This window comes from Mesorhizobium sp. Root695 (genome assembly GCF_001428185.1).
Classification (GTDB): Bacteria; Pseudomonadota; Alphaproteobacteria; order Rhizobiales; family Rhizobiaceae; genus Mesorhizobium.
In genome coordinates this window covers 55842-81819 of the sequence record NZ_LMHO01000011.1, presented here as the reverse complement: position 1 = coordinate 81819, position 25978 = coordinate 55842, and the positions used below count along the sequence as shown (strand labels likewise).

26 protein-coding genes are annotated in these 25978 nt (G+C 62.9%); 10 read left to right on the top strand and 16 right to left on the bottom strand.

All coding sequences use genetic code 11. From position 1 onward, the window contains the following. Window positions 1-13: 13 nt before the first annotated feature. From lysA to argH, 3 genes are all read right to left on the bottom strand, one after another. Complete coding sequence (gene lysA, locus ASD99_RS12665; protein WP_057143856.1) at window positions 14-1282, bottom strand: diaminopimelate decarboxylase; 1269 nt, start codon at window positions 1280-1282, stop codon at window positions 14-16. A gap of 68 nt (window positions 1283-1350) precedes the next feature. Then, window positions 1351-1557 carry a lipoprotein gene (locus ASD99_RS12660; RefSeq protein WP_056583600.1) on the bottom strand — a complete coding sequence of 69 codons (207 nt, stop codon included), beginning with the start codon at window positions 1555-1557 and terminating at the stop codon, window positions 1351-1353. A gap of 119 nt (window positions 1558-1676) precedes the next feature. Further along, complete coding sequence (gene argH, locus ASD99_RS12655; protein WP_057143855.1) at window positions 1677-3077, bottom strand: argininosuccinate lyase; 1401 nt, start codon at window positions 3075-3077, stop codon at window positions 1677-1679. A 35-nt stretch (window positions 3078-3112) separates the two neighbouring features. On the opposite strand from argH, the gene tlpA reads away from it, so the two are divergent. Continuing rightward, a complete protein-coding gene (gene tlpA / locus ASD99_RS12650) occupies window positions 3113-3802 on the top strand; it encodes a thiol:disulfide interchange protein TlpA (protein ID WP_057143854.1) in 690 nt (229 codons plus the stop codon). 138 nt (window positions 3803-3940) lie between these two features. Here tlpA and ASD99_RS12645 read toward each other — a convergent pair whose 3' ends face one another. After that, window positions 3941-4453: a hypothetical protein gene (locus ASD99_RS12645; protein WP_244497712.1), complete on the bottom strand. Its 513-nt coding sequence runs from the start codon at window positions 4451-4453 to the stop codon at window positions 3941-3943. Window positions 4454-4699: 246 nt separating this feature from the next. Here ASD99_RS12645 and ASD99_RS12640 point away from each other — a divergent pair, with 246 nt between their 5' ends. From ASD99_RS12640 to ASD99_RS12620, 5 genes are all read left to right on the top strand, one after another. Continuing rightward, complete coding sequence (locus tag ASD99_RS12640; protein WP_057143853.1) at window positions 4700-6052, top strand: extracellular solute-binding protein; 1353 nt, start codon at window positions 4700-4702, stop codon at window positions 6050-6052. 175 nt (window positions 6053-6227) lie between these two features. Beyond that, the gene (locus tag ASD99_RS12635) at window positions 6228-7112 is read left to right on the top strand and encodes a carbohydrate ABC transporter permease (protein WP_056583591.1); all 885 of its coding nucleotides are present in this window, start codon (window positions 6228-6230) and stop codon (window positions 7110-7112) included. 7 nt (window positions 7113-7119) lie between these two features. Then, window positions 7120-8034, top strand: coding sequence for an ABC transporter permease subunit (locus ASD99_RS12630; protein ID WP_056583588.1), 915 nt, complete (start codon window positions 7120-7122; stop codon window positions 8032-8034). 19 nt (window positions 8035-8053) lie between these two features. After that, entirely contained in the window at window positions 8054-9154 is a 1101-nt protein-coding gene (locus tag ASD99_RS12625) for a sn-glycerol-3-phosphate import ATP-binding protein UgpC (protein WP_057143852.1), read from the top strand. Window positions 9155-9220: 66 nt separating this feature from the next. Next, window positions 9221-10030: a phosphodiesterase gene (locus ASD99_RS12620; RefSeq protein WP_057143851.1), complete on the top strand. Its 810-nt coding sequence runs from the start codon at window positions 9221-9223 to the stop codon at window positions 10028-10030. Window positions 10031-10077: 47 nt separating this feature from the next. Here the strand turns inward: ASD99_RS12620 and ASD99_RS12615 are convergent, their stop codons facing one another. From ASD99_RS12615 to ASD99_RS12595, 5 genes are all read right to left on the bottom strand, one after another. After that, window positions 10078-11160: an ABC transporter ATP-binding protein gene (locus ASD99_RS12615; RefSeq protein ID WP_056583581.1), complete on the bottom strand. Its 1083-nt coding sequence runs from the start codon at window positions 11158-11160 to the stop codon at window positions 10078-10080. Then, window positions 11157-12737 carry an ABC transporter permease gene (locus ASD99_RS12610; RefSeq protein WP_056583578.1) on the bottom strand — a complete coding sequence of 527 codons (1581 nt, stop codon included), beginning with the start codon at window positions 12735-12737 and terminating at the stop codon, window positions 11157-11159. The genes ASD99_RS12615 and ASD99_RS12610 overlap by 4 nt, the downstream gene beginning before the upstream one ends. A gap of 174 nt (window positions 12738-12911) precedes the next feature. After that, window positions 12912-13919: an iron ABC transporter substrate-binding protein gene (locus ASD99_RS12605; protein ID WP_057143850.1), complete on the bottom strand. Its 1008-nt coding sequence runs from the start codon at window positions 13917-13919 to the stop codon at window positions 12912-12914. 160 nt (window positions 13920-14079) lie between these two features. Continuing rightward, complete coding sequence (locus ASD99_RS12600; protein WP_057143849.1) at window positions 14080-15306, bottom strand: cytochrome P450; 1227 nt, start codon at window positions 15304-15306, stop codon at window positions 14080-14082. Continuing rightward, on the bottom strand, window positions 15306-15824 hold the full coding sequence (locus tag ASD99_RS12595) for a GNAT family N-acetyltransferase (protein ID WP_200950991.1): 519 nt from the start codon (window positions 15822-15824) through the stop codon (window positions 15306-15308). Before ASD99_RS12595 ends, ASD99_RS12600 begins: the two co-directional genes overlap by 1 nt. A gap of 206 nt (window positions 15825-16030) precedes the next feature. On the opposite strand from ASD99_RS12595, the gene ASD99_RS12590 reads away from it, so the two are divergent. The 4 genes from ASD99_RS12590 (at window position 16031) to ASD99_RS12575 (ending at window position 20490) form a co-directional block, all read left to right on the top strand. Then, window positions 16031-17047 carry a hypothetical protein gene (locus tag ASD99_RS12590; RefSeq protein WP_057143848.1) on the top strand — a complete coding sequence of 339 codons (1017 nt, stop codon included), beginning with the start codon at window positions 16031-16033 and terminating at the stop codon, window positions 17045-17047. A 110-nt stretch (window positions 17048-17157) separates the two neighbouring features. Next, entirely contained in the window at window positions 17158-17709 is a 552-nt protein-coding gene (locus tag ASD99_RS12585) for a sigma-70 family RNA polymerase sigma factor (RefSeq protein ID WP_057143847.1), read from the top strand. Window position 17710: 1 nt separating this feature from the next. Further along, complete coding sequence (locus ASD99_RS12580) at window positions 17711-18349, top strand: NrsF family protein (RefSeq protein WP_057143846.1); 639 nt, start codon at window positions 17711-17713, stop codon at window positions 18347-18349. Between the two features lie 221 nt (window positions 18350-18570). Next, entirely contained in the window at window positions 18571-20490 is a 1920-nt protein-coding gene (locus tag ASD99_RS12575; protein WP_244497710.1) for a PAS domain S-box protein, read from the top strand. A 44-nt stretch (window positions 20491-20534) separates the two neighbouring features. On the opposite strand, the gene ASD99_RS12570 is transcribed toward ASD99_RS12575, so the two are convergent. From ASD99_RS12570 to ASD99_RS12540, 7 genes are all read right to left on the bottom strand, one after another. Next, complete coding sequence (locus tag ASD99_RS12570) at window positions 20535-21413, bottom strand: 3-hydroxybutyryl-CoA dehydrogenase (RefSeq protein ID WP_056583557.1); 879 nt, start codon at window positions 21411-21413, stop codon at window positions 20535-20537. 116 nt (window positions 21414-21529) lie between these two features. Further along, a complete protein-coding gene (locus ASD99_RS12565; protein WP_057143844.1) occupies window positions 21530-22459 on the bottom strand; it encodes an electron transfer flavoprotein subunit alpha/FixB family protein in 930 nt (309 codons plus the stop codon). 23 nt (window positions 22460-22482) lie between these two features. Further along, window positions 22483-23232 carry an electron transfer flavoprotein subunit beta/FixA family protein gene (locus ASD99_RS12560; RefSeq protein ID WP_056583551.1) on the bottom strand — a complete coding sequence of 250 codons (750 nt, stop codon included), beginning with the start codon at window positions 23230-23232 and terminating at the stop codon, window positions 22483-22485. 181 nt (window positions 23233-23413) lie between these two features. After that, on the bottom strand, window positions 23414-24214 hold the full coding sequence (locus tag ASD99_RS12555; RefSeq protein WP_056583546.1) for a rhomboid family intramembrane serine protease: 801 nt from the start codon (window positions 24212-24214) through the stop codon (window positions 23414-23416). 29 nt (window positions 24215-24243) lie between these two features. Continuing rightward, a complete protein-coding gene (locus ASD99_RS12550) occupies window positions 24244-24825 on the bottom strand; it encodes a cob(I)yrinic acid a,c-diamide adenosyltransferase (RefSeq protein ID WP_056583543.1) in 582 nt (193 codons plus the stop codon). Between the two features lie 25 nt (window positions 24826-24850). Beyond that, window positions 24851-25042, bottom strand: a complete 192-nt coding sequence (locus tag ASD99_RS12545) for a twin transmembrane helix small protein (protein WP_056583538.1) — start codon at window positions 25040-25042, stop codon at window positions 24851-24853. A 23-nt stretch (window positions 25043-25065) separates the two neighbouring features. Then, window positions 25066-25932, bottom strand: coding sequence for an SDR family oxidoreductase (locus tag ASD99_RS12540; protein ID WP_082583259.1), 867 nt, complete (start codon window positions 25930-25932; stop codon window positions 25066-25068). Window positions 25933-25978 lie beyond the last annotated feature (46 nt).

Sequence of the window (25978 nt, the reverse complement as noted above, 5' to 3'; positions counted from 1 at the left end):
GGCCGGGCAGCTTCTATGCAAGCCAGTCGGGCACGGAATCCAACCCGATCAGATCGTCATAGGTCAGGCGCGGACGCACGACGTGGAACCGGTCGCCGTCGACCAGCACCTCCGGCACCAGCAGGCGGGTGTTGTAGGTGCCGGCCTGCACCGCGCCATAGGCGCCGGCGGTGGAGACGGCAATCAGGTCGCCGGCCTTCAGCCTGGGCAGATCGCGATCGAGGCCAATGTAATCGCCGGTCTCGCAGACCGGGCCGACCACATCGACCATCATGCGCGGCGTGTCGGCCGGCGGCTGCACGACCGGACGGATGTCGTGGAAAGCATCGTAGAGCGTCGGCCTGATGAGATCGTTCATGGCGGCGTCGACGACGAGGAAGTTCTTGGCGTCGCCCTCCTTCAGGAAGATCACTTCCGAGACGAGGATGCCGGCATTGCCTGATATCAGCCGGCCGGGCTCGAACATCACCTTCAATCCGAGCGTGGTGACATGCTTCCTGACGATCTGGGCATAAGCATCGGGCAGCGGCGGCGGGTTGTTGTCTACGCGATAGGGAATGCCGAGACCGCCGCCGAGATCGACATGCTCGATGGCATGGCCGTCGGCACGCAGCGCGCCGACCAGATCGACGAGCAGGGCGAAGGCGTCGTCGAAAGGCTGCAGTTCGGTGATCTGGCTGCCGATGTGGGTGTCGATGCCGGTGATCCTGATGCCGGGAAGCTTTGCCGCGCGGGCATAGACCTGACGCGCCTTCTGCCATGGAATGCCGAACTTGTTCTCGGCCTTGCCGGTGGAAATCTTCTTGTGGGTCTTGGCGTCGACGTCGGGATTGATGCGCAGCGAGATCGGCGCCACCTTGCCAAGTGCGGCGGCTCGCGCCGACAGCAGCTCGAGTTCAGGCTCGGATTCGACGTTGAAGCACAGGATGCCGGCGGCAAGGGCAAAGTCCATTTCGCGCGCCGTCTTGCCGACGCCGGAAAACAGGATCTTGCCCGCCGGAATGCCGGCGGCCAGCGCCCGGCGCAATTCGCCTTCCGAAACCACGTCGGCGCCGGCGCCGAGCTTCGCCAGCGTCCGCAGAACAGCCTGGTTGGAATTGGCCTTCATGGCGTAGCACACCAGCGCGTGGAGCCCGGCAAAGGCCTGCGCAAACACCCGGTAGTGTCTGGTCAACGTGGCCGTCGAATAGCAGTAGAACGGCGTGCCGACCTGTGCGGCGATGTCGGGGATCGCCACGTCCTCGGCATAGAGCACGCCGTCGCGGTAGTCGAAATGGTTCACGAGAGTGGTTCCGGAAGGTTGGGGCACGATGAGACCGGATTTGGAAAGACCAACTCCGGTGTCATCGGCTAGATCAGCGGGTCGAGGATGAACTTCTTGTCCACGACCGGTTTTTCCGGCTCCGGCGGGACAGGCTGGTGGGCCTTGGAGGCATCCTTGCGCGCTTGCACGGCTGCCTCATAGGGCGTGTCGAGACCGCCCCTCCTGCCGCAGGCCGAAACGGCCGCGATCGCAACCAGCAGCGTCAGCGTCACCAAAATCCTGCTTCCGGTCATCGATCCATCCGTCCGAAACGTTTGCCAGCCGCCGCTTTTAGCCGAGTTCTCAGCGCATTGCACCCCGGATATTGCTGGTCGCAATATCCCCGGGATATTGCTGGTTGCAATATCCGGCATCATGCTTTCGCCAGTCGCTTTTTCCAGGCGCGGATCTGCTTCCTCACTTCCGACGGCGCGGTGCCGCCGAAGCTGGTGCGGCTCTTGACCGAGTTCTGCACCGCCAGCACCGAAAATATGTCCGCCGTGATGCCGGGATTGATCGACTGCAAATCCTCCAGCGAGAGCTTCTCCAGCCCCACTTTCTTGTCGTCGGCCAACGCCACCGCCCGGCCGGTAACATGATGCGCCTCCCGGAACGGCAGGCCGAGCGTGCGTACCAGCCAGTCGGCGAGGTCGGTCGCCGTCGCGTGGCCGGCGCCGGCGGCCTTCTTCATCGCGGCTGCGTTGACCGTCATGTCCGAGACCATGCCGGTCATCGCCGCCAGCATCAGGTCGAGCGTCTCGGCGGCATCGAATACCGATTCCTTGTCTTCCTGCATGTCCTTGCCATAGGTCAAAGGCATGCCCTTCATCACCGTCAGCAGGCCGACAAGGTGGCCGGTGACACGGCCAGTCTTGCCGCGCACCAGTTCGGCGGCGTCGGGATTCTTCTTTTGCGGCATGATCGAGGAGCCGGTGGAAAACGAGTCCGACAGCCTGACGAAGCCGAACTGCGGCGTCGACCAGATGATGATCTCCTCGGCCAGCCGCGACAGATGCGTGGCGCAGATCGCCGCCATGCCGAGGAACTCGAGCGCGAAATCGCGATCCGAGACGCTGTCCAGCGAATTGCGCATCGGCTCGCGGAAGCCGAGTGCCTTGGCCGTCTGGTGACGGTCGATCGGGAAGCTGGTGCCGGCAAGGGCCGCGGCACCGAGCGGGCTCTCATCCATCCGTTCGATGGCGTCGCGCACACGCGACAGGTCGCGCGAAAACATCTCGACATAAGCCATGCAGTGATGGCCGAAGGTCACCGGTTGTGCCGCCTGCATATGGGTGAAGCCCGGCATCACCGTCGCGGCATGCTCCTCGGCCCGCTCGAGCAGCGCCTCGATCAGCCCTTTCAGTGCCTCGGCGACGCGAAAGCACTCACCCTTGACCCACAGCCTCAGATCGACCGCCACCTGGTCGTTGCGCGAGCGGGCGGTGTGCAGCCGGCCGGCCGCCGGGCCGATCAGATCGGCAAGGCGTGCCTCGATATTCATGTGGATGTCTTCGAGTCGGGTCGAGAACTCGAAGGTGCCGGCCTCGATCTCTTTCAGGATTGTGTTCAGCCCGTGAGCGATTTTTTCTTGATCGGCCGCCGAAATAATGCCCGTTTGCGCCAGCATCTCACTATGGGCGATCGAGCCTTTGATGTCCTGGGCATAGAGTTTGCGGTCGAACGAGATCGACGCATTGATGGCTTCCATGATCGCGGCCGGACCCGAGGCAAAACGTCCGCCCCACATCTGGTTGCTGGTTTTCTTGTCGCTCATGGCTATAACCCGTGCTTCGGAGCAGTTTTGAGAAAATGACAGACGGTAATAGATTCTTCCCGGCCCCGCGCCTGATCCTCGCCGCCTTGGCGGCGGGCGCGCTGGCCGGCGCGGTCGCGGTATATGTCAGCGAGAGCCGGTCTGGCAACAATGCACCGGCACAAGCTGCCGTCGGCGAGAGCAAGGACGACGTCGCCTGCGCTGCCAAGAGCGACCGCGCCAAGAAGGTCGCGGCCTCCGCCACCGGTGAGGTCGCCGCACTTTTGCCGGCCGATCCGCCGCAATCCTTGAAGAGCCTCGCCTTCAATGGCCCGGATGGCAAGCCGATGACGCTTGCCGATCATGCCGGCAAGACGGTGTTGCTCAATCTGTGGGCGACATGGTGCGCGCCGTGCCGTGCCGAAATGCCGGCGCTCGATGCACTGCAGAAAGAAAAGGGCAGCGAGGCCTTTCAAGTGGTCGCCGTCAATGTCGATGCCGGCGACGATGTGAAGCCGAAGAAGTTCCTCAGCGATACCGGCGTTACGACGCTCGGCTACTACCGGGATTCGACGATGGCGCTGTTCAATGACCTCAAGACGCGCGGCCTGGCGCTCGGCCTTCCCGTCACCATGCTGATCGACGGCGAAGGCTGCCTGATCGCCCATATGAACGGCCCGGCCGAATGGTCGGGGCCGGACGCCAGGCGTTTGGTCGAGACGGCACTCAAGCCGGAAAGCCTCTAAAAGCGCGTCGTTATCCCAAAACCGCTACGCCCTTTCGGTCGATCAAGCTCTGTTCAAACCGAGCGCGGGCGTGGGCGCGAAGGCCAGCACGCTTCTGTCACGCACCCGAGCGGCGTCTTTGCTGGGCGACGACACCGGTCAGGTCGCCGAATTCCTCGATGAGGCGCCGCGTCGAGGGGGACCAGGAAAGGGCGAAGCAGCGGGATGGCGCTGGTCACGGCGTTGCCATGGAGCCTTCTGTATTCTGGACCGCGCCGGTTGCGGCCCGCTCAGCCTCGTTGCCGCCGCCGAGCTCGACGATTCAACGCCATAGGCGAAGGCATGGCCGAGCCGGTCGGCAAGGACGCGCAAAGGATGGCCATTGCCTGAGTGCGCCATGCCTTCGTCGACCTCGGACAGCAGCACGACGTCGGGAGCCTGGCCGGCAAGCGTGGCCGCTATGGCATCGCCATGGCACAGCCGTTCGACGTTCAAGGCGACGACGGTGAGCGTTTCGCCGGCGCTTTCGCGTGAAGCCTTGCCGCCGATTTCGATCTGGCCAAGTGCCGGTGTGGCGGCAGCCAGGCGCTGATGGGTGGCGCTATCGCGCGGCCCGTCGCGCATGGCCTGGCGCTCAGCGAGTGGAACATGCGTCAGCTGTGGCGCCAGCATTTCATTCATCCCTTTAGCCGGATAATCATGACTGTTCTTCAGGGTCTTTACGTCCGCGGCAGCCGCCCTAGCTACCTGGAGCGCCGGCATGACATCTTCATGCCGGCGCAACCGCCGGAGGGGAGGAGAGACGGGCTGTCCACAGGCCTGAAGGGCCACAACAGAACTGTCACATACCTTCTCTAAGAGAGCGGCCAAGGACTTGCGCAAGACCCTTGTCAACAGCCACTCAAGAGGGAAGAAACCATGACCATCATCAAGCGGGGCTTCGCTGCCCTTGCCGCTGGAGCGCTCAGCATCGCGCTTGCTATGCCTGCCGTCGCAGAGCCGGTAAAATTCGATTTCTGGTTCGGCCTTTCGGGCGATCTGGCCCGCGTCGTCGACACGCTGTGCAAGAATTTCAATGCCTCGCAGACCGACTATGAAGTCGTCTGCACCAGCCAGGGCAATTATGACGCCACGCTGCAGAACACGATCGCCGCCTTCCGCGCCGGCAAGCAGCCCGCCGTCGTTCAGGTCTATGATGTCGGCACCGCCACCATGATGCTGTCGGGCGCCTACAAGCCTGCCGACAAGCTGATGGAAGAAAACGGCTACAAGATCGACTACGCCGACTATTTCCCCGGCATCGCGCGCTACTATGCGACCTCGAAGGGCGAGATGCTGTCCTTCCCGTTCAATTCCTCGACGGCGCTAATGTATTGGAACAAGGATGCCTTCGCCAAGATCGGCAAGACCCAAGCGCCGAAGACCTGGGAAGATGTCGGCGCCGACCTCCAGGCGATGAAGGACGCCGGCTACGAATGCCCGATGGCGATCAACATCTCTGCCAATGAAAGCTGGCAGCTGATGGAGCAGTTCTCGGCCCTCCACAATCAGCCGGTCGCCACCAAGAACAACGGCTATGACGGCCTCGATGCCCGTCTGGAAGTCAACAAGACCAAGTTCGTCCAGTACGTCACCGATCTGAAGAAGTGGTATGATGCCGGCCTGATCAAGATCAAATCCAAGGATCTCGGCCAGGATATGGTCCAGGCCTTCGCGTCCGGCACCTGCCAGGTCATCCTGACCTCGGTCGGCGATCACGGCACCGTCGGCAAGACGCAGAAGGCAGGCATGAACTGGGATGTCGCCGAACTACCGGTCTATGCCGGCACAGAGCGCAAGAATTCGCTCGTCGGCGGCGCTTCGCTGTGGGTCCTCTCGGGCAAGTCGGATGCCGAATACAAGGGCGCGGCAGCGTTCCTCAACTTTATCCACGACCCCAAGACCGCTTTGTTCTGGTCGACCAACACTGGCTACATCCCGGTGACCAAGTCGGGCTTCGACTACATGAAGTCCACCGGCTTCTACGACAAGGCGCCCTTCAAGGGCCGTGAGATCGCGATCGCCAGCTTGACCGCGTCCGAGCCGACCGAGATCACCCGCGGTGTGCGGCTGGGCAATTTCACCCAGATCCGCGCCGAGTTCGGCACGCAGATGCAGGCGATCTTCGCTAACAAGGTCAGCGTCCAGGAAGGCCTCGACACGCTGGTCAAGAATGGCGACGCCATCCTCGACCGCTTCCAGCAGACCTATCCGGGCAAGACCCTGCCCTGATCCCGTAATTTGCGCGGCCGCCCGCCGGTCTTCTCCGAGCATGATCTCTGGACAAACGGAAACCGTTTGTCCGCTAAAACGGGTTTCCACTTTTCGGGATCATGCTTGGGTCGACGGGCGGCCATTTCGTTATTAATCTTGCTCTAAGTCGCCATTGAGCGGCATCGGCGGACCGATGGAAAAACGCGTTACCTTTGGCAGCTGGACGATCGGCATCCTTTTCGCGGTGCCGCAACTCCTCTTGATCTTCACGTTCTTCTACTGGCCCGCCGGTCAGGCCGTGTACTGGTCGCTGACGCTGCAGCAGCCCTGGGGCGGCGGCAACATCTGGGTCGGGCTCGACAATTTCCGCTCGATCCTGTCCAACGCCGACTACTGGAACTCGATCACCGCCAGTCTTGTCTTTGCCGGCATCAGCACCGGGCTTGCGATGTTCGTCGGCCTCGTGCTGGCCGCCTTGACCGATCGGCAACTTACCGGGTCGCGCTTCTACCGCGTGGTGCTGATCTGGCCCTACGGCATCGCCGCGCCGGCGCTGGCCATGGCGTTCCGCTTCATCTTGGCGCCGGAAGCCGGCTTCATGGCCGTCGTCAACCAGGTTTGGCCCGGCTTCTGGGATCCCGGCCTTGACGGCACTGACGCCATGGCTTCGATCATCATCGCCTTTTCCTGGAAATATGTCGGCTACAATTTCATCTTCTTCCTCGCCGCGTTCCAGGCCATCCCGCGTTCGCTGATCGAGGCGGCGGCGATGGACGGCTCCGGCGTCATCAGGCGCTTCTGGGACATCCAGTTTCCGCTGATCACACCGACGATCTTCTTCCTGCTGGTCATCAACATCACCGAGAGCTTCCAGGATTCCTTCGGCATCGTCGACATCATGACCTCGGGCGGACCGGCGAACGCCACCAATCTGATGGTCTATAAGATCTATTCCGACGGCTTCAAAGGCCTCGACTATTCGGGTGCTGCCGCACAGAGCATCATCCTGATGGTGCTCATCGTCGTGCTGACCATCTTCCAGTTCCGCTTCATCGAGCGGCGTGTGCACTACAGGTGAGGCTGACATGGTAGAGCGCACCCCGTTCCTCAATTTCTTCACGCATGTAATCCTGTTCGTCGGCTTCGTGCTTTGCATCGCACCGTTCGCGGTCGTCGCCATCGCCGCGTCGCACAATCTCAAAGATGTCAACGACGTGCCGATGTCGCTGCTGCCGGGCAGCGACTTCTGGCTCAACATCAAGACGGCATGGACGACGGCCGACCTCGGCCCCAAGCTTCTGAACAGTTTCATCATGGCCGCCGGTGTCGCGGCGGGCAAGGTGATCATCTCGGCGCTGACCGCCTTCTCGATCGTCTATTTCCGCTATCCCGGCCGCACCTTCATCTTCTGGCTGATCTTCGTAACGCTGATGCTGCCGCTGGAAGTGCGCATCGTGCCGACCTACGCGGTTGTCGCCAACGTGCTGTCGCCCTATCAGGCCATCCTCGATGTGACCGGTCTGAGCTGGCTGATCGAAAAAGTGTCGGGCGTCCAGGTTTCGCTCAGCCTCGGGCTGCTCAATTCCTATTCCGGGCTGATCCTGCCGCTGATCGCGACCGCCACCGGCACTTTTCTGTACCGGCAGTTCTTCCTGACTGTTCCGGATGAGCTGACCGAGGCCGCGCGCATGGATGGCGCCGGCGCCCTGCGCTTCTTCGTCGATATCCTGCTGCCGCTGTCGCGCAACAACATGGCCGCACTTGGGACCATCATGTTCCTGTGGGCGTGGAACCAGTATCTGTGGCCGCTGCTCATCACCACCGACCAGTCGCATGCGACGGCGGTCACCGAACTCAAGCAGCTCATCCCCAATGTCGGCGGCATTCCGGAATGGAACATCGCCATGGCCGGAACCCTTATCGTCATGCTGCCGCCCCTGATTGTCGTGGTGCTCATGCAGCGCTGGTTCGTGCGCGGCCTGATCGCCACCGAAAAGTGACCTGGAAAGGAGACGAAAGATGGCCTCCATCACCATTCGCGACGTCAAGAAAAGCTACGCCAAGATGCAGGTCGTGCACGGCGTCGACCTCGACATCGCGTCGGGCGAGTTCGTCGTCATCCTCGGGCCATCGGGCTGCGGCAAGTCCACGCTGCTGCGGATGATCGCCGGGCTTGAGGACATATCCGGCGGCGAGATCGCGATCGACGGCACCGTCGTCAACAAACTGGAACCGCGCGAGCGCGGCTGCGCCATGGTGTTCCAGAACTACGCGCTCTATCCGCATATGAGCGTGGCGCAGAACATCGGCTATTCGCTCAAGGTGGCCGGCGTCCCGGCCGCCGAGCGCCAGCTGCGCATCCAGGCGGTTGCCCGCACACTGGAGCTCGAACACCTGCTCGACCGCAAGCCGATGGCGCTGTCCGGCGGCCAGAGGCAGCGTGTCGCCATGGGCCGGGCGATGATCCGCGAGCCCAAGGTGTTCCTGTTCGACGAGCCGCTGTCCAACCTCGATGCCAAGCTGCGCGTCCAGATGCGCTCGGAAATCCGCAAGCTGCATCGCCGGCTGAACGCCACCTCCGTCTTCGTCACGCATGACCAGGTCGAGGCGATGACGCTCGCCGACCGGTTGGTGGTCATGAACGGCGGACGCGTCGAGCAGGTCGGCACTCCTGCCGAGATCTACAGCCGACCGGCCAGCCGCTTCGTCGCCACTTTCGTCGGTGCGCCGGCGATGAACATTCTCGAAGGCACGGTCGAACTCGACGGGCTGTCATTGCTCGGTGGCAGCCGGCACCTGACCATGGCACGCGCGGGGTTGCCGGTCGGCACGAAGGTAGCGATGGGCATTCGGCCGGAAGCCGTGCGGCTGGTGGCGCCGGGCACGGCAGGCGCGCTCAATGCGACCGTCGATCTGGTTGAGGAACTGGGCGCGGGCCGCGTCATCTATGTCGACCTCGACGGCGCGTCGTTTTCGGTGATGACGTCGGAGGCCGTCCACCCCGAGCCCGGCAGTGCGGTCGGCCTGAAGATCTCGCCGGATGATCTGCATTTCTTCTCGTCGGATACGGGAACCCGCCTCGAAGTCTTCAAGGCTTCGGTGCCGGAACCGGCACTCTGATTTCTGAAGCCAGCCATTGTCGTCGATGACGGGGCAGGCGCCATCGGAAAATCCAAGAAACACGCAATGAAAATTATCCAGGTCACCGATATCCACCTTGGCCGGCAAGGCGAGCGCCGCTATGGCGCCGACCTGCATCAGCGGCTGGCTTCATGCATCGCGCACATCAATGCGCATCACGCCGATGCCGCACTTTGCATCTTCACCGGCGACCTGACCGAGACCGGCGCGCCCGAAAGCTATGCCGATCTCAGGACAGCCCTGAGCACGCTGTCGGTGCCCTGGCGGCTGCTGCCGGGGAATCACGATCGGCGAGCCAATCTGGTCGCAGCCTTTCCCGAGGTTCCGGTCGATGAGAACGGCTTCGTGCAGTCTACTCATCAAACGGCCGACGAGGTGCTGCTGTTTCTCGACTGCCTGGCGGAAGGGCGCATCGAAGGCGAATTGTGCGACAGGCGGCTAGCCTGGCTCGAAGCCCGGCTCGAAGAGACGGCCGGCGGGCCCGCCTATGTCTTCATGCATCATCCGCCGGTCGCGCTAGGCCTGCCGCAGCTCGATCCGCTGGCCCTTGAGCAGCCCGAACGGCTGCTGGGCCTGCTGCGGCGCCATGGCAATGTCCGCCACATCTTCTTCGGCCACGTCCATCGCGACATTGCCGGCACGGTCGCCGGCATCCCGTTCTCGGCGCAGCGCGGCCTGCATGCCAGGTTCGAGCTCGCGCTCGACAGATCGAGCGAGATTGTCGAGCAGGCGCCGCCTTCCTACGCGGTCGTCCTCATCGACAGCGCCAACGAGCACGTGGTCGTGCATGGCTGCGATTTTCTCGAACAATGGCCGATCTATTCCAGTGAAACCGGCGAACGCCTCACGGCGTGAGCCGACCACCCAGCGCTGAAGCGCGGTGTGGCAGCGCCTTCGATCAATCAGGCGAAGACATGCGCCTTCCCCGATACCGTCAGCCGGACGATCTCGCCGACCGCTGGCGTGTCCATGCCCGGTTTGCGCAGGACCAGCGGCGTGTTGCCGATCGCGGCCGCATCGGGCGGATCGGCATTGTTCAAGAGCCGCACCGCGATCGTGCACATCGAGCCGCCGAATTCCGATTCCGTCACTTCGCCGAACAGCATATCGGGCGTGCCCGACATCCCCTCGCGCGACGTTCTTTTCAGGGCGATCTGCTCGGGCCGCAGCATGATGCGGGCCACGTCGCGATTGTCGGCGGTGTCGACCGGGATGCGGCCGAGCGGCGAGTTGGCGAAACCGCCCGATATCTTTGCCGGCAGGATGATGGCGTCGCCGAGGAACTCGGCGATCATCCTGTCCCTGGGTCTGAGATAGAGCTCGCGCGGCGTGTCGACCTGCGAGAACTTGCCGTCGCGCATCACCGCCACCTGGCTGGCGAAGGACAGCGCCTCGGCCTGGTCGTGCGTCACCAGGATGGTGGTGATGCCGGCCGCTTCCAGAAGCTCCGCCACCGCCTTGCGCATCGAGGCGCGCAGGCCGGTGTCCAGCGCCGAGAACGGCTCGTCGAGAAGCATCAGCCGGGGCTTCATCGCCATGGCGCGGGCCAGCGCCACACGCTGCTGCTGGCCGCCGGAGAGCTCATGCGGGCGGCGTTTGAGGATCGCCTTGTCGAGGCCAACGATATAGGCGAGTTCGACGATGCGCTCGGAGCGCTTGTCGTCGCCGCGGCTGATGCCGAAACCGATGTTGTCGCCGATGGTCAGATGCGGAAACAGGGCGCCGTCCTGCGCCACCACGCCGATGCCGCGGCGGTGCGCCGGCACGGCATTGCCGCCATTGGCCAGTACTTCGCCGTCGAGCGCGATGCGGCCCTGGTCCGGCGCCTCGAAACCGGCGATCAGCCGCAGCAAGGTCGTCTTGCCGCAGCCGGACGGGCCGACGATCGCGGTGCGGCTGCCGCTGACGACACTCAGATCGACACCGGCAAGTGCCGCCACCGGTCCGTAATGCTTGTGCAGGCCACTGATTTCGAGAAAGCTCATCGTCCGGCCATCCGTTTCGACTGGACATAGAGCAGCCAGGTCAGGGGCAGCGACATCGCCACCATGATGAAGGCGTAGGGCGCCGCCGAGGCATAATCAATCTCGCCGCTGTACGACCAGAATGCCATCGCCAGCGTGCGGGTGCCGTTCGGCGCCAGCATCTGGGTCGCGGTCAGTTCGTTCATGATGCCGAGCGCCACCAGCGCCATGCCGGCCGCGGCACCCGGCGCCGAAAGGCGGATCGTCGTCGACCACAGCGCATTAAGCGGCGGCCGGCCGAGGCTCGAGGCGGCGCGTTCGAGCTCGACCGGCGCCTGGGCGATCGACGCCCGCAGGCTGACCAGGGCTCGCGGCAGGAACATCAGCGCATAGGCAACCAGGATGGTGAACAGGGTCTGGTAGAGCGGCAGCGCGATGCGCACGGTGACGGTGACCAGCGCCAGCGCAATGACGACCCCGGGCAGCGAGCCGACAATGTAGTTGCAACTCTCCAGCAGGCGCTGCAGCGGTCCCGGCGCGCGGATCGAGATCCAGGCCATCGGCATGGCGGCAACAGTGGCCAGCAACGCGCCGGCAAGCGCCAGGAACAGCGTCTGGCCGAGCGCCAGGCCAATCTCGTCGAAGCGCCAGACTTCCATGCCGCCGGCGACAAGCCAGCGGCCGATGGTGACGAACGGCACGCCAAGGGCCAGCAGTGTGGTGGCGAGGAGCAACAACAGGCTGGGGATGGTGGCGCGACCGAGACGCGTGCGCTGCTGAGAGCGCGCGGCGCCGGAGCCGACGCGGGCATAGCGCTCCTCGCCGCGCACGAGCACTTCGATGCCGAGCAGCACGAAGCAGCAGCTCACCAGCACGCCGGCCAGCATGTTGGCTGCCGGTCCGTTGAAGGTGGACTGGAACTGGTCGACGATCGCCGTGGTGAAGGTATCGAAGCGGATGAAGACATAGAGGCCATACTCGGCCAGCAGATGCAGTCCGACCAGCAGCGAGCCGCCGCAGATGGCGAGACGCAGTTGTGGCAGCACGACACGCAGGAAGACACGCCAGGGTCCAAGGCCGAGCGCCGCCGCGGCGTCCTCCAGGGCAGGATCGAGGCGGCGCAGTGCCGCCGACACCGTCAGATAGAGGAACGGGAAATAGGCGATGACGGAAATCAGCACGCCAGCCCAAAGACCGTGCAGCCGCGGCACCATGGTGATCCACGCATAGCTGTGCACGAAAGCGGGGATGGCCAGCGGCGCCACGCACAGCCAGGACCAGAGCCGGGCGCCAGGCAGATTGCTGCGCTCGGTCAGCCAGGCCAGCGCAACCGACAGCACGATGGCGATCGGCACGGCCAGCAACACCAGCATGCCGGTGTTGACCAGAAGCTCGCCGACGCGCGGCCGAAAGACCAGCGCCGAGACGGTTTCCCAGCCGGTTTGCACAGCGATCCAGATGATGAAGGCAAGCGGCAGCAGCGACAGCAGTGAAACGAAGACGGCTGCGATCACTATCCATGGCGCCGTGCGCCGCAGCGTGCTTCGGCCTGTGTCCGAAGGCAGGCCCGAGGGCGCGAGATCGACCGCGGACTGCATCAGTTCAGGCGCCGCGCCGCTGCCGCCCGGTGGCAGCTATTGAAGGACCGCGATTTCTGTCGGGAACACAGCGTGTCGTCATGGACGAATGCAATCTCGAAAAACAAAGCACTCCCGCGGAAAGTGAATTCCCCGCGGGAGCGCGGTCGGTTGTCCTTTTAGGACGAACGGCAACTAAAGCAAGCCGGCTGCGGTCATCAGGTCGGTGACCTTCTTCGAATTCAATGTCGTTGCGTCGACCTTCGGCGCCTGCAGATCGGCCAGCGGCACCAGCTTCGGATTGGACTCGGCACCCTTGCCGACCGCGTATTCGAAGGAATCGCCGGTCTTCAGGATCTCCTGGCCACCCTTGCCGGTAACCCATTTCAGGAAGGCCTGGGCTTCCTTCGGATGCTTGCTCGAGGCCAGCACGCCGCCGCCGGAAATCGAGACAAAGGCACCCGGGTCCTGGTTCTTGAAATAGTGCAGTTCGACATTCTTGCTGTTTTCGCCTGTCTTGGCCTGATCGCCGAAATAGTAATAGTGGTAGATCACGCCGCCTTCGATCTCGCCGGCATTGACCGCCTTCATCACCGTGCTGTTGCCCTTGTAGGCGATGAAATTGGTTCTCATCGCCTTCAGCCAGTCCGCCGTGGCGGCCTCCCCCTTGAGCTGGAGCAGCGCGCTGACGATGGCCTGGAAATCGGCGCCCGAGGGGGAGGCGGCCCACCGGCCCTTCCAGCTCGGATCGGCGAGGTCAAGCATCGACTTGGGCAACTGGTCGGCAGTCAGCTTGGTCTTGTTGTAGGCAAAGACCGTGCTGCGCGCGGCGATGCCGACCCATTTGCCGCTGACCGGCTGATAGTCCTGGGGAACCTGTGCCAGCGTGTCGGCGTCGACCGGCGCGAACAGGCTTGACGTCTCGACCAGCACCATGGCCGGCGAGTTTTCCGTCAGGAAGACGTCGGCCGGCGAAGCAGCGCCCTCGGCGACGATCTGGTTGGAGAAGTCGCTGTCGCCGCCATTGCGGACGGTGACCTTGATGCCGGTTTCCTTGGTGAAGCCTTCGGCCCACGCCTTGGTCAGGTTTTCGTGCTGGGCGTTATAGACAATGATGCCATCATCTTCCGCCATCGCCGGGCCGCCGATCAGGCTGATTGCCAGCGCGGTGGCGCCGACGAGGGTGGAAAGAGCGTATTTCATGGCATTGTCCTAAATTCGGGTTGGCACCAATCCACCTACCAATACATGACTTCTATAGTCAACATTGATGACCTGATTCAATCGGTCGCTGAAGCGCAAACGCTTCATTTCGGCTTACAATTCCACGTGATGAAGTGGCGCGGACAATTGGGTGCCGAATTCAAACCGACGGTTGATCCGCCGACCGGATCAAGGGTGCGGCTTGCAGACCGTAGAAAAGCACCGAATGCCGCCTGACGACCCTGGCCATGTCTGGGCGCCAGCCCTTGGCTTGGGTGAACAGGGCCTCCAGCAGCACAGCCAATTCTATCCGGGCGACGTGTTGACCCAGACAGGCATGCAGTCCGGTGCCGAACGCAAGGGCCGACGAAATGCCGGAACCCAAATCCAGTTGGTCACCAGCTGGAAAAACCGAAACGTCCCGATTGGCGCTAGCCAGGACGGGTACGACAGCCTGGCCGGCTTTTATGGTGGCCCCACCAAATTGCAAATCTTCCGCGGCAATGCGCGCTCCGGCATAGTGAATCGGAGCGCAAAAACGGAGCAACTCTTCGGCTGCCGACAACCAACTGATTATCTGATCTTCAAGCAGCAAAAGCTGTTCCGGGAACCTTGCAAGCGCGACCAGCGCGTTGCCAAATGTATCGACGACCGTGGCCTGCCCGGCAAAGAGCAGGAACACGATGTTTGCGATGGCATCGTCTCTCGACCACCTGCCGGCTTTCACCTCGGCAAGCATCTGGGCTGAAATGCCATTTGGGCGGATAGCACCACTTTCTACTACGTGCGATACCCATGCCTCCAACCGGCGGCAGGCCTGGCTCGCCCGCTCGTCGACGCCTCCAGCCCTTATTTCCAGGGCATTGGCCATGAGCTGTGCATCGGCGCCAATCTTCCAGGGGTCGTCCATGTCGATGCCAAGGATCTGCTCCAAGCCCGAAAATGACAGCGGCAGCCCTATATCGCGAATCGCATCGAATTCCGGTTTTTGGACAGCTGCCTGCACAAGCTCCGATGCCTTGGCCATAAGCCGGTCAACCAACCCTGTGCTTGCGGAAAAGGTCAGCGAGCCTGCCAATGGACGGCGCAACTGCATATGCCGTGGCGGGTCGGACAGCAGCATGGAACGGGTCAACAGATCCAGTGCCGGGTTCGCACTGATCTTCTGCCGGACTTCCTGATAGGCACCCGGTGGTGCTTGCAGCAACAAAGGGTGCTTCAAGGCCTGCGAGACAAGCGCGTGGCTGAATACGTAGAAGGCTTCACCGACCTCGGGATAGGGAGGCTTTCCCCAACTGGCGCCTCCCAAACTCCGACGACGGGCGAATTCGGGGAACGGATCGCTGCCATGGGCGATCGGATCAAAAAGATCAGCCTGGCCCGTCATCAGGCAAGATCCACGGCGAAGATGACGCGAAACCCACCGGAACTCAGGTCCTCGGGCAGAAAGTCGGGCGCCAGATGCAGAAACTCACATCGCAGAACGCGCCTGTAGAACCGCAGCAGCGGGTCCTTTGTTATCGCCTGCACGGACGGCATCACGCCTGTCCGATGCCAGTCATCGATGGTATGGCGAAACGCCGGATCCGGCCGAACCTTGTCGGGAAAATCGCCCTGCGCTCCGGCGTAAGACGGGCAACGTCCATCGCCGACCAACCAACGCGTGCCGACCCGGCGGCCGTGGTCGATCAATTCCGACAAGAGACGGCGTGCCATGTCTGAGCCGCGAAACTCGGGCCGCACACCAAGGTTGTAGACGTAGAGAGATCGTGTCGGCTCGCTTGCCGCAAGCGAAGAATAAGCAGCGAAGGTCTTTGGAAAATTTGCGGTATCGCGAGGGTCCTGGCTGGTTGCCACGAAGCAGATCGCACCAGCGATGAGGTTGTCGACCATGGCGACAATCATTGTATGTCCAAGTGAAAGGCGAGCCCGGATCGCTTCTTCGTTGGCTCCAAGGGATCCCCAGGCTGCGGTCTCCATCGCAGCCATGTCCAATATGTCGTCTGCAACGAGTTGACGAAATGTGACCTTTATCATCTTAGAATGGCTGCTCAAATGGACGATTTCCTGATGTCGGCCTTTATAACACGCATGAGGAAGGGGGGTGTCTCATGATCTTCTATGTTTGCCATCGTTCACATGCCAACACTCTGGCAAGTCTGCTACTCTATTTTCGAGCGGATTTGCAGGATTTTGTTCGCTTCGTTCCGCATGACGAAGGACGGCATCTGCTTGGAATCCCCAAAGGCACGGTTATCTGGACGGATTTGGACCGCCTCAGCGAAGCCGAGATTGAAGCAAGCGCCATTCTCAGCGAGCGCATGAAGTCGCAGCAGCCCGATCTCTTCCAACTCAATCATCCCCGCCAAAGTGTTCAGCGTTTCGAGTTGCTGCGCATGCTGTTTTCGGACGGCACAAATGATTTCAACGCATACCGGCCCGAACTTCTGCCAGAAGGAATACGTTTTCCCGTGTTCCTGCGTGACGAGGCTGGGGCGACCTACAAGACGCCGCGGCTGCTGCCGTCACGAGCGGAGCTTGACCAGGAGCTTTCGAATTTGGGCAAGATGAACTTCGTTCGTCCCATGGTGGTGGAGTTCGGATCAAAACCGGCGCCCGACGGCAGCTACAGAAAATACGCAAGCTATCGCATCGGTGCGCGCAGCTATTCGCAGCACTGCTTCGCCAGCGAGGAGTGGTTCATCAAGGACCCGGGCAAAGGTATGTCGGGGCAGCAACTGGCCGAGCACGCCGCATACGTTCGCGACAATCCGCACGCAGGCGAATTGTCGCCAATCTTCGAGAAGGCCAGGATTTCGTACGGTCGGATTGACTACACCATTGTCGATGGTCGCATCCAGGTGTTCGAGATCAACACCAATCCCACTGTGTTGAACTATCCTCCGACACCTTTCGATACGTATGATTCTCAGCCTTATGCCGATATGCATGCGGAGGCATTGGTGCTGCTGCCCTATGCCAACGATCCCACGTCAAGTCCGGACATCGACAAGACACATCTCCAAATCCTGGGCCGCCTGAGAAACAAGTATCGTCGGAAGCGGGTGAAGCTAACGGTTCGAAAGGGCTTCAGATATTTCTGGGGCGTCACGCTCGGTGCCAAGTAGGACGGGAGCCTGCAAACTTTCGTGATTTGCCCGTAATTTGCCTTGGACATTATTTCGCCGGCCACGTAACAAATCAGCGCCGAGACGCGAAAACCGGGGGAGTAACTCTTGTGAGCGGCAAGGATGAGGCCGAGCTTTCCCGGCTGATGCGAGCCGCGATCGCGGGAGACGAAAGGGCCTATGCCGACTTTCTGCACCGGATTGCCGCGCTGGTGCGCGGTTTTGTCCGGCGCAAGATCGTACAGGGCGGGGTCGATCCCGAGGATGTCGTGCAGGAAACCTTGCTGGCCATTCATGTGAAACGGCATACCTGGCGCCAGGATGCGCCGGTGTTGCCGTGGATCTATGCGATTGCCCGCTTCAAGCTGATCGATGCCTTCCGGCGGCGCGGACGACGTATCGAGATCGATGTCGACGATATCGCCGAGACTTTCGCCGAGCCGGAAACGGAGACCGTCAGCGAGCGCGACATCAACCGGGCCCTGGACGGGCTGTCGCCGGCACAGCGGTCCGTGGTTTCGGCCGTATCGGTGGAAGGACGGTCAATCGGCGAGACGGCGGCGAAATTCGGCATCAGCGAAACGGCGGTGCGGGTGTCGCTGCATCGGGGACTTGCCGCGATAGCCAAGCGATTTGGGCAGGGGCGGTTCGGGCGGGAATGACATGAGGACGGACGATCTCATCAAGGCGCTGGACGCCGATGCCCGCAGCAAGGTGATGCCGCTGAGCTCGGCCTGGTGGCTCGCTGCCGGTGCGGCCGCCATCGTCGCGGCAGTCGTTTTCCTGCTGACGCTCGGCCCGCGCCCGGACTTCATGACAGCGATGCACACGATGCGCTTTCTCTCAAAGTTCGTTTTCACCATCGTGCTTGCTGTCAGCGCCTTCGTGCTGATCCGTGCCTTGTCGACGCCTGGCGCGGCCACCGGCCGGGCGATGGCCTGGATGGTGGCCGCTCCACTGCTGGTCGCGGTGGCCGTGGTTCTGGAGCTTTTCGCTGTGCCGGAAGCCGACTGGGGAACGCGCCTTGTCGGCTCCAACATGATGATCTGCATGGGCTTCATTCCGCTAATCGGCATCGGCCCGCTTGCCATCTTCCTGTGGATGCTGCGCTACGGCGCGCCGACACGGCCGGTGCTTGCCGGGGCGGTCGCTGGCCTGCTCGCCGGCGGACTGGCGGCGACCTTCTACGCCGCGCACTGCTTTGACGATTCGCCGCTTTTCGTCGCCACCTGGTACACTATCGCCATCGCGGTGCTGGCGCTGCTCGGCGCGCTCGGCGGGCGATTTTTCGTGCGCTGGTAGTGCCCGCCGCGATCGCGCTCCGTGCACACCGATCCTTAATCATGCCGGCAATGTTTGTCGGTTAGCGATGGCGCCGGCATGCCGCAGGCAACCTTTCCTTAAAGCCAATCCATCAGGCTCAGCGCGACAACATCGGCTTGCGCACGGGGGTGGCACGTATCGCGATGTGGCGAGGATTGATCGGCCGACGATTTCTTGGGCACGCAGGGTCGGCGCTGCTCGTGGCCGGCCTCTGTGCCGCGGTTGCCTCGATGGTGTTGTCGCGACTGGATCCCGGCCCTGACGCGCTGAAACTCTGGCTGCGGATCTCTGTAGCGGTGGCGGTGGGTGCCCTCTTCCTCGCCGCCCTGTTCGCTCGCCGGATCACCAAGGACCGCCGGCAGATCGCGCAGAGCGAAGAGCGCTTCCGCCGCGCGATGAAGGATTCGGCGATCGGTATCGCCGTTGTCGGTCTCGACGGGAGCATTCTCGAGGCCAATCCGGCCTTTGCCGCCATGCTTGGCTACAGCCGCGAGGAGATCGAGGCGCTGACCTTTTTCCAGATCACGCATCCCGACGATCTGCAGATCGGGCGGGAAACGATGGATGGTCTAAAGGCCGGCACCGTCGACGCCTTCCAATTCGAGAAGCGTTACCTGCGGAAGGACGGCACGCCCGTCTGGGCCCATCTTGCCGGTTCCGTCATTCGTGACGAGAAAAGCGGCCGTCCGCTCTATCTCGTCTCGCAGATCGAGAACATCGACGCACGCAAACAGGCCGAGGCGCGCATCGCCGAAGCGGAAACGCGCTGGAATTTCGCTCTCGCCGGCGCCGGCCAAGGCGTCTGGGACCTCGACATGCGCAAGGGCGGCACGACCTATTCCTCGACCTGGGTCAGGATGCTTGGTTATGCGGATGGCGAGCTCGATGGCGATCCCGACCATTGGCTGACGATGATCCATCCCGACGATCGCCAGACCGTCGCCGAGGCGGATGGCGCCCATCTCGACGGCAAGACGCCATTCTTCGAAGCCGAGTTCAGGATGCGCCACAAGGACGGCCACTGGATGTGGATCCTCGACCGCGGCAAGGTCATCGAGCGTGACGCCGAGGGGAGGCTGATCAGGGCCATTGGCAGCCTGACCGACATCACCCGGCGCAAGGAGACTGAAGAGCGCCTCGCTGTGTCGGCGACAATGCTCGCCGATGAGAAGGAGCGACTCAGGGTAACGCTCCAGTCGATCGGTGATGCCGTTATCTGCACCGACGCGGCGAACCGCGTCACCTTCATGAATCCGGTCGCCGAAAAGCTGACCGGAGTTTCCGGCGGCGAGGCCCTCGGCAAGATGCTCGGTCATGTCTACTGGGCGGTAGACGAGGAGACGGGTCACAGGATCGGCGTAACCCGGCCGGCGATCGGCCAGGCCCCTTCCGACCAGAACAGCCGCGCCGTCCTCATCCGGCGCGACGACACGCGATGCAGCATCCGTCAGGTCGTGTCGCCGATCATGAACGAGCGGAACGAGTTCTGCGGACTGGTCATCGTCTTCCAGGATTTCACCGATGCGCGCGCGCTGCAGCGACAGCTTGCCCACGCCGCCGCGCATGACGCGCTGACCGGCCTTGCCAATCGCTCGAGCTTCATCCGCACGATGGAGGAACTGGTCGCTCAGGCGCGCAAGGACTGTACGACAGTGTCGGCCGAAGGCGGCGGACATCAGTTCATGTTCGCTGACCTCGATCACTTCAAACTGGTTAACGACACCGGCGGCCACGCGGCAGGAGACGCCTTGCTCAAGCGGGTCGCCGAGGCTATCCGCGGCGTCCTTGGCCCCGAAGACATCGTCGCGCGTCTGGGTGGCGACGAATTCGCGGTCATCCTGAAATCGGGTTCGGCCGCCCGCGCCAAGATTGTGGCGCGATCCATCATCGATGCGATAGCCGGCCTGGATTTCACTTGGGACGGCCGTCCCCACCTGATCGGCGCCAGCATCGGGTTGGCTGCGATCGGCGCCAATTGTGGCGAGGTCGACGAAATCATCGCGAGAGCCGACGCTGCTTGCTATGCCGCCAAGGCGGCCGGCCGTGGATGCGTTTCCGTCGCGCCGGATGGGGTCGACAACAAGACAGAACCGCCCGAGCCGCTGGCTGCCGCGTCCTGATCAGGGTCAATCGGCCGGCGGCCTGTTCGCTGACGCGAACCTGACTAGCGCGTCGGTACGGGATGCTCGCCGCGATAATCGTAAAAACCACGCCCGGTCTTGCGGCCGAGCCAGCCGGCCTCGACATATTTCACCAGCAGCGGACAAGGGCGGTATTTCGAGTCCGACAGGCCGTCATGCAGCACCTGCATGATCGACAGGCAGGTATCGAGCCCGATGAAGTCTGCCAACTGCAGCGGCCCCATAGGATGGTTGGCGCCGAGCCGCATGGCGGTATCGATGGCATCGACCGAGCCGACGCCCTCATAGAGCGTGTAGATCGCCTCGTTGATCATCGGCAGCAGGATGCGGTTGACGATGAAGGCCGGAAAATCCTCCGAGACCGTGATCGTCTTGTCGAGCCGCTTCACGTAGGTCTTGGCTGCCTCGAAGGTCTGGTCCTCGGTGGCGATGCCGCGCACCAGCTCGACCAGCTTCATCAACGGCACCGGGTTCATGAAATGTATGCCGATGAAGCGCTCCGGCCGGTCGGTCTGCGCGGCAAGCCGCGTGATCGAGATCGACGAGGTGTTGGTCGCCAGGATGGCTTCGGGATTGAGCTGCGGACAGAGCTGGGCGTAGATCTTGCGCTTGACCGTCTCGTCCTCGGTCGCCGCCTCGATCACCAGGTCGGCGCCGGCAAGATCAGCCATCGCCGGGGCAGCCGAAATGCGGCCCATCGCGTCGTTGCGCAACTTTTCGTCGAGCTTGCCGGACCCCACCTGGCGGGCCATGTTGCCGCTGATCGTGGCGATACCCTTCTCGATACGGTCGGGCGATATATCGTAGATCAGCACCTTGTAGCCCGAAAGCGCGGAGACATGGGCGATGCCGCCGCCCATCTGGCCCGCGCCGATGATGCCGATCGTCTCGATCTTGCTCATTACACCGATCCCGTCAAAAGGCCTTTGCGGCCTGCTTTTTGTGCGGTGCAAACTAAAAGGGCGGGGCGACTTCGTCTACCCCACCCTCGCCATTTAATACGCTTTGGCAGAAAGCGTCAAAGCGCCTTTTGCAGCTCCGGCAGAATGACGAAGAGATCGCCGACGAGGCCGTAGTCGGCAACCTGGAAAATCGGCGCCTCCTCGTCCTTGTTGATGGCGACGATGACCTTCGAATCCTTCATGCCGGCGAGGTGCTGGATGGCGCCGGAGATGCCCACCGCAATGTAGAGATCGGGGGCAACCACCTTGCCGGTCTGGCCGACCTGCCAGTCGTTCGGCGCATAGCCGGCGTCGACCGCGGCGCGGGAGGCACCGACGGCGGCACCGAGCTTGTCGGCAACCGGCAGGATGACTTCCTGGAACTTCTCCGCCGAACCCAACGCACGACCACCCGAGATGATGATCTTGGCCGAGGTCAGTTCCGGACGGTCGGTCTCGGAAAGCTTGTTCTCGACGAAGGAGGACAGGCCGGGGTTGGCTGCCGCCTTGACAGTCTCGACCGCGGCCGAGCCGCCCTCGGGGGTTGCCTGGAAGGAGGCCGTGCGCACCGTGATCACCTTCTTGGCGTCGGTCGACTGCACCGTCTGGATGGCGTTGCCGGCATAGATCGGCCGCTTGAAGGTGTCGGGCGATACGACTTCGATGATCTCGGACACCTGCGCGACATCGAGGAGCGCTGCCACGCGCGGCGCGACATTCTTGCCCGACGAGGTCGCCGGCGCGATGATGGTGTCATACGCGCCTGCCAGTGACACAATGAGTGCTGCTGTCGGTTCGGCAAGGTGCTCGGCAAGCTCGTCGGCTTCGGCGAGCAGCACCTTGCTCACGCCCTTCAGTTTGGCGGCAGCGTCCGCTGCCGGCTTGGCGCCCTTGCCGGCAACCAGCACATGCACGTCCGAGCCAATCTGCAAGGCGGCAGACAGCGCCTTGGCGGTTTGGTCGGAAAGACTGGCGTTGTCGTGTTCGGCGATGAGGAGAATTGTCATTTGTCTGTTCCTTTCCCGATCGCTTACAATACGCCGGCTTCGTTCTTGAGCTTGTCGACCAGCTCGGCGACGCTCTTGACCTTGACGCCTGCCTTACGGCCACTCGGCTCCTCGGTCTTGATGACCTTCAGCCGTGGCTTGACGTCGGCGCCGTAGTCGGCCGGGCTCTTCTCGTCGAGCTGCTTTTTCTTGGCCTTCATGATGTTGGGCAAGGAGGCATAGCGCGGCTGGTTGAGGCGAAGGTCGGCGGTGACGATCGCCGGCATCTTCAGTTCCACGGTCTGCAGGCCGCCGTCGACTTCGCGCGTCACCTTGGCTTTGTCGCCGTCGAGCACGATCTTGGAGGCGAAGGTGCCCTGCGCCCAACCCAGCAGTGCCGCCAGCATCTGGCCGGTCTGGTTGGAATCGTCGTCGATCGCCTGCTTGCCGAGGATGACGAGGCCGGGCTGCTCAGCGTCGACGACGCCCTTCAGCACCTTAGCGACACCGAGCGGCTCGGTCTGTTCGTCGGTCTTGACCAGGATGGCGCGGTCGGCGCCCATGGCGAGCGCGGTGCGCAGGGTTTCCTGCGCCTGCTGCGGGCCGATCGAGACGACGATGATTTCTTCCGCCTTGCCGGCTTCCTTCAGCCGGATTGCTTCTTCAACCGCGATCTCGTCGAACGGGTTCATCGCCATCTTGACGTTGGCGAGCTCCACCGCCGACCCGTCAGCCTTCACGCGAACCTTGACGTTCGCATCCACAACCCGCTTCACGGGCACAAGGATCTTCATTTGCCTGTCACCTCTTCACGCTAGTTGGGCGCGCTATAACAGCCTGCGCCCTTTCTGAGTTGTCGAAAGCCGACATTCCGGATGGAAATTCTGGTCTTTGACCGCCTTAAGCCGCAGCGGAGACGTTTCCGTAGTTGCGGCAACCCTGCACGTCAATACGCGGCAAGCCGCTCAAATCGGTTCAGTCCGAACTGGAAGCGTTTCCGCGCCCCCAACGCGGTGTTGCGGCGGGTGGCTCAGGCGCCACCGGTTCAGCAGTGGCCTGCGGCTGGTTGGGAGCGGCGACCGCGGCATCCTCGTCAGCGCCGGCAAACAGCGGCACGCCGCGGCTGCGCAAGACAAGCACCAGAACGGCGCCGGCGATGATGCCGCCGATGTGGCAGGCCCAGGAAATCTGGTCCTCGCCGCCGGCGGCAAACATCACCACCTGGAACAGCACCCACAGGATGAGCGGGATGAAGGCCGGGATGCGCAGCGGGATACGGGCAAACGCCAGCACCCAGACCTTCACCCTGGGATAAAGGATCAGATAGGCGACGACCACGCCGGCGATGGCGCCGGAGGCCCCGATCAGCGGTACCTGGGAATCCCAGGCGACAAGGCCCTGGAAGGCGGCTCCCGCAACGGCGCAGAGCAGATAGAAGATGAGGTAGCGGATGTGGCCCAGCGCATCCTCGACATTGTCGCCGAACACCCACAGGAACAGCATGTTGCCGCCGAGGTGAAAGATGTCGGCGTGCAGGAAGGAATAGGTGAGGTAGCTCAGGCTTTCGGGGATGACGATAAAACGGGGATCAAGCTCGGCGGTGTCATGGACGACCGACGGGATGAAGCCGAGACCAAGCACGGCGGCATTGGAGAAATTCTCGCCGCCGAGCGCGGTGGCGAGGTAGACCAGGGCGTTGACCACGATCAGTCCGATCGTCACATATTGCAGGCGGATGTGCCGAAGCCTGTTGGTGTCGTAAAGCGGGATGAACATGCCCCGGGGCCCTCTTCCGCCTTCGACAATCAGCGGTTCTTGCCGGGAACCCATAGCACGTCGGCGTTTCCGTTGTCATTGACCGCCCGGGCGGCGACAAACAGGAAATCCGAGACGCGGTTGATGTATTTTAGTCCATCGCGGTTGACGTGTTCGCGCGGGTTCTGGGCCAGCTCCACCATCAGCCTTTCGGCTCGCCGCGCCACGGTGCGGGCAAGGTGAAGTGCCGCCGCTGCCGGCGTGCCGCCATTGAGCACGAAGGATTTGAGCGGCTGAAGCTCCTTGTTGAGCAGGTCGATGTCCTTCTCGACCCGGTCGGTCTGCACGGCGATGATGCGAAGCGGCTCATAGCCGAGCGGCTTGCCGTCGTCGGGCACGGCGAGATCGGCGCCGAGGTCGAATAGATCGTTCTGGATGCGGGAAAGCATGGCGTCGATCGCCGGGTGGGCCGATGCCGTGTGGACCCTGGCGATGCCGATGCAGGCATTGGCTTCGTCGACCGTGCCGTAAGCGTCCACCCGCAGATCGGATTTCAGCCGCCGTTCGCCGGTGCCGAGACCCGTGGTGCCATCATCGCCGGTGCGGGTGTAGATCTTGTTGAGCTTGACCATTTCGCCTCCCCGGCTGCCGATATCCTCATTTGCGGGTGAAATACACCGCCAGCAGGATCAGCACCAGCGCCACCGCCTGCAGCATGACGCGCGCCTGCATCAGCTTGTTCGAGGTGACGCCTGAGCCGCCGCGCATCATGTTGATGAGGCCGCGAACAAGCACGATCACCACGGCGACCATGACCAGAATGGCGAGAATGTTGAAGACGGATGCCATGGTGTGTTCCCAGTTCGGTTGATTCAGGCGCGTTTGGCAAGGATGCGGTAGAGCATCGACGCGGGCAGGATGCGTTTGAGGACCGCACCGATCCTGGCCGGCACTGTTACCACATAGTGGGGGCGGGGGCGCCGCGACAGAAGTGCATGGCGCAGCGCCGCGTGAACCACTTCCGGCCCCGGCTTCAAGGCCGATTGGCTGCCGCCGGCCCGCAGCCGCTCGAGTTGCGCTGCATAATCCACGCGGTGCACGGAATTCTCGTGGTCGATGTTCCTGAGAAACCAGATGAGGCCATTGCTGGCGATCTTTGACTTCACCGGCCCTGGCTCGATCAGCGAAACATGGACGCCGCTACCGGCCAGTTCCTGGCGCTGGCAGAGCATCAGGGCCTCCAAGGCGTGTTTCGACGCCGAATAGGCGCCGCGAAAACGCACCGGCGTCAGGCCGAGGATCGACGAGCAGTGGACCATGCGGCCGTGACCCTGGCGGCGCATCACTGGCACCAGCCGGCGGGTCAGGTCATGCCAGCCGAAGAAATTCGCCTCGAACTGCTGCTTGAGCGCCGCAACGGGCAGATCTTCGACGGCGCCCGGCTGAGCATAGGCGCCATTGTTGAACAGGGCGTCGAGTCGGCCGCCGGTCCGGTCGAGCACCGCCGTCACCAGCGCGGCGATGGAGTCCGGCTCGCAATAATCGAGATAGAAGGCCTCGATGCCGTCAGCTTCGAGCGCAGCGATGTCCTGCGGCTTGCGCGCCGTCGCGAACACCCGCCAGCCTTCGGCCTTCAACGCACGGGCGCAGTACGCGCCTATTCCCGAGGATGCGCCGGTGACGATGATCGAGCGCAATTCCTGCGCCGGACTGTTCGTGGTTTCGTCAAGGGTTGCCATTTGCCGCAATCCCTTCCCATATTCCCAGCGTGGAGACAATTGGAGG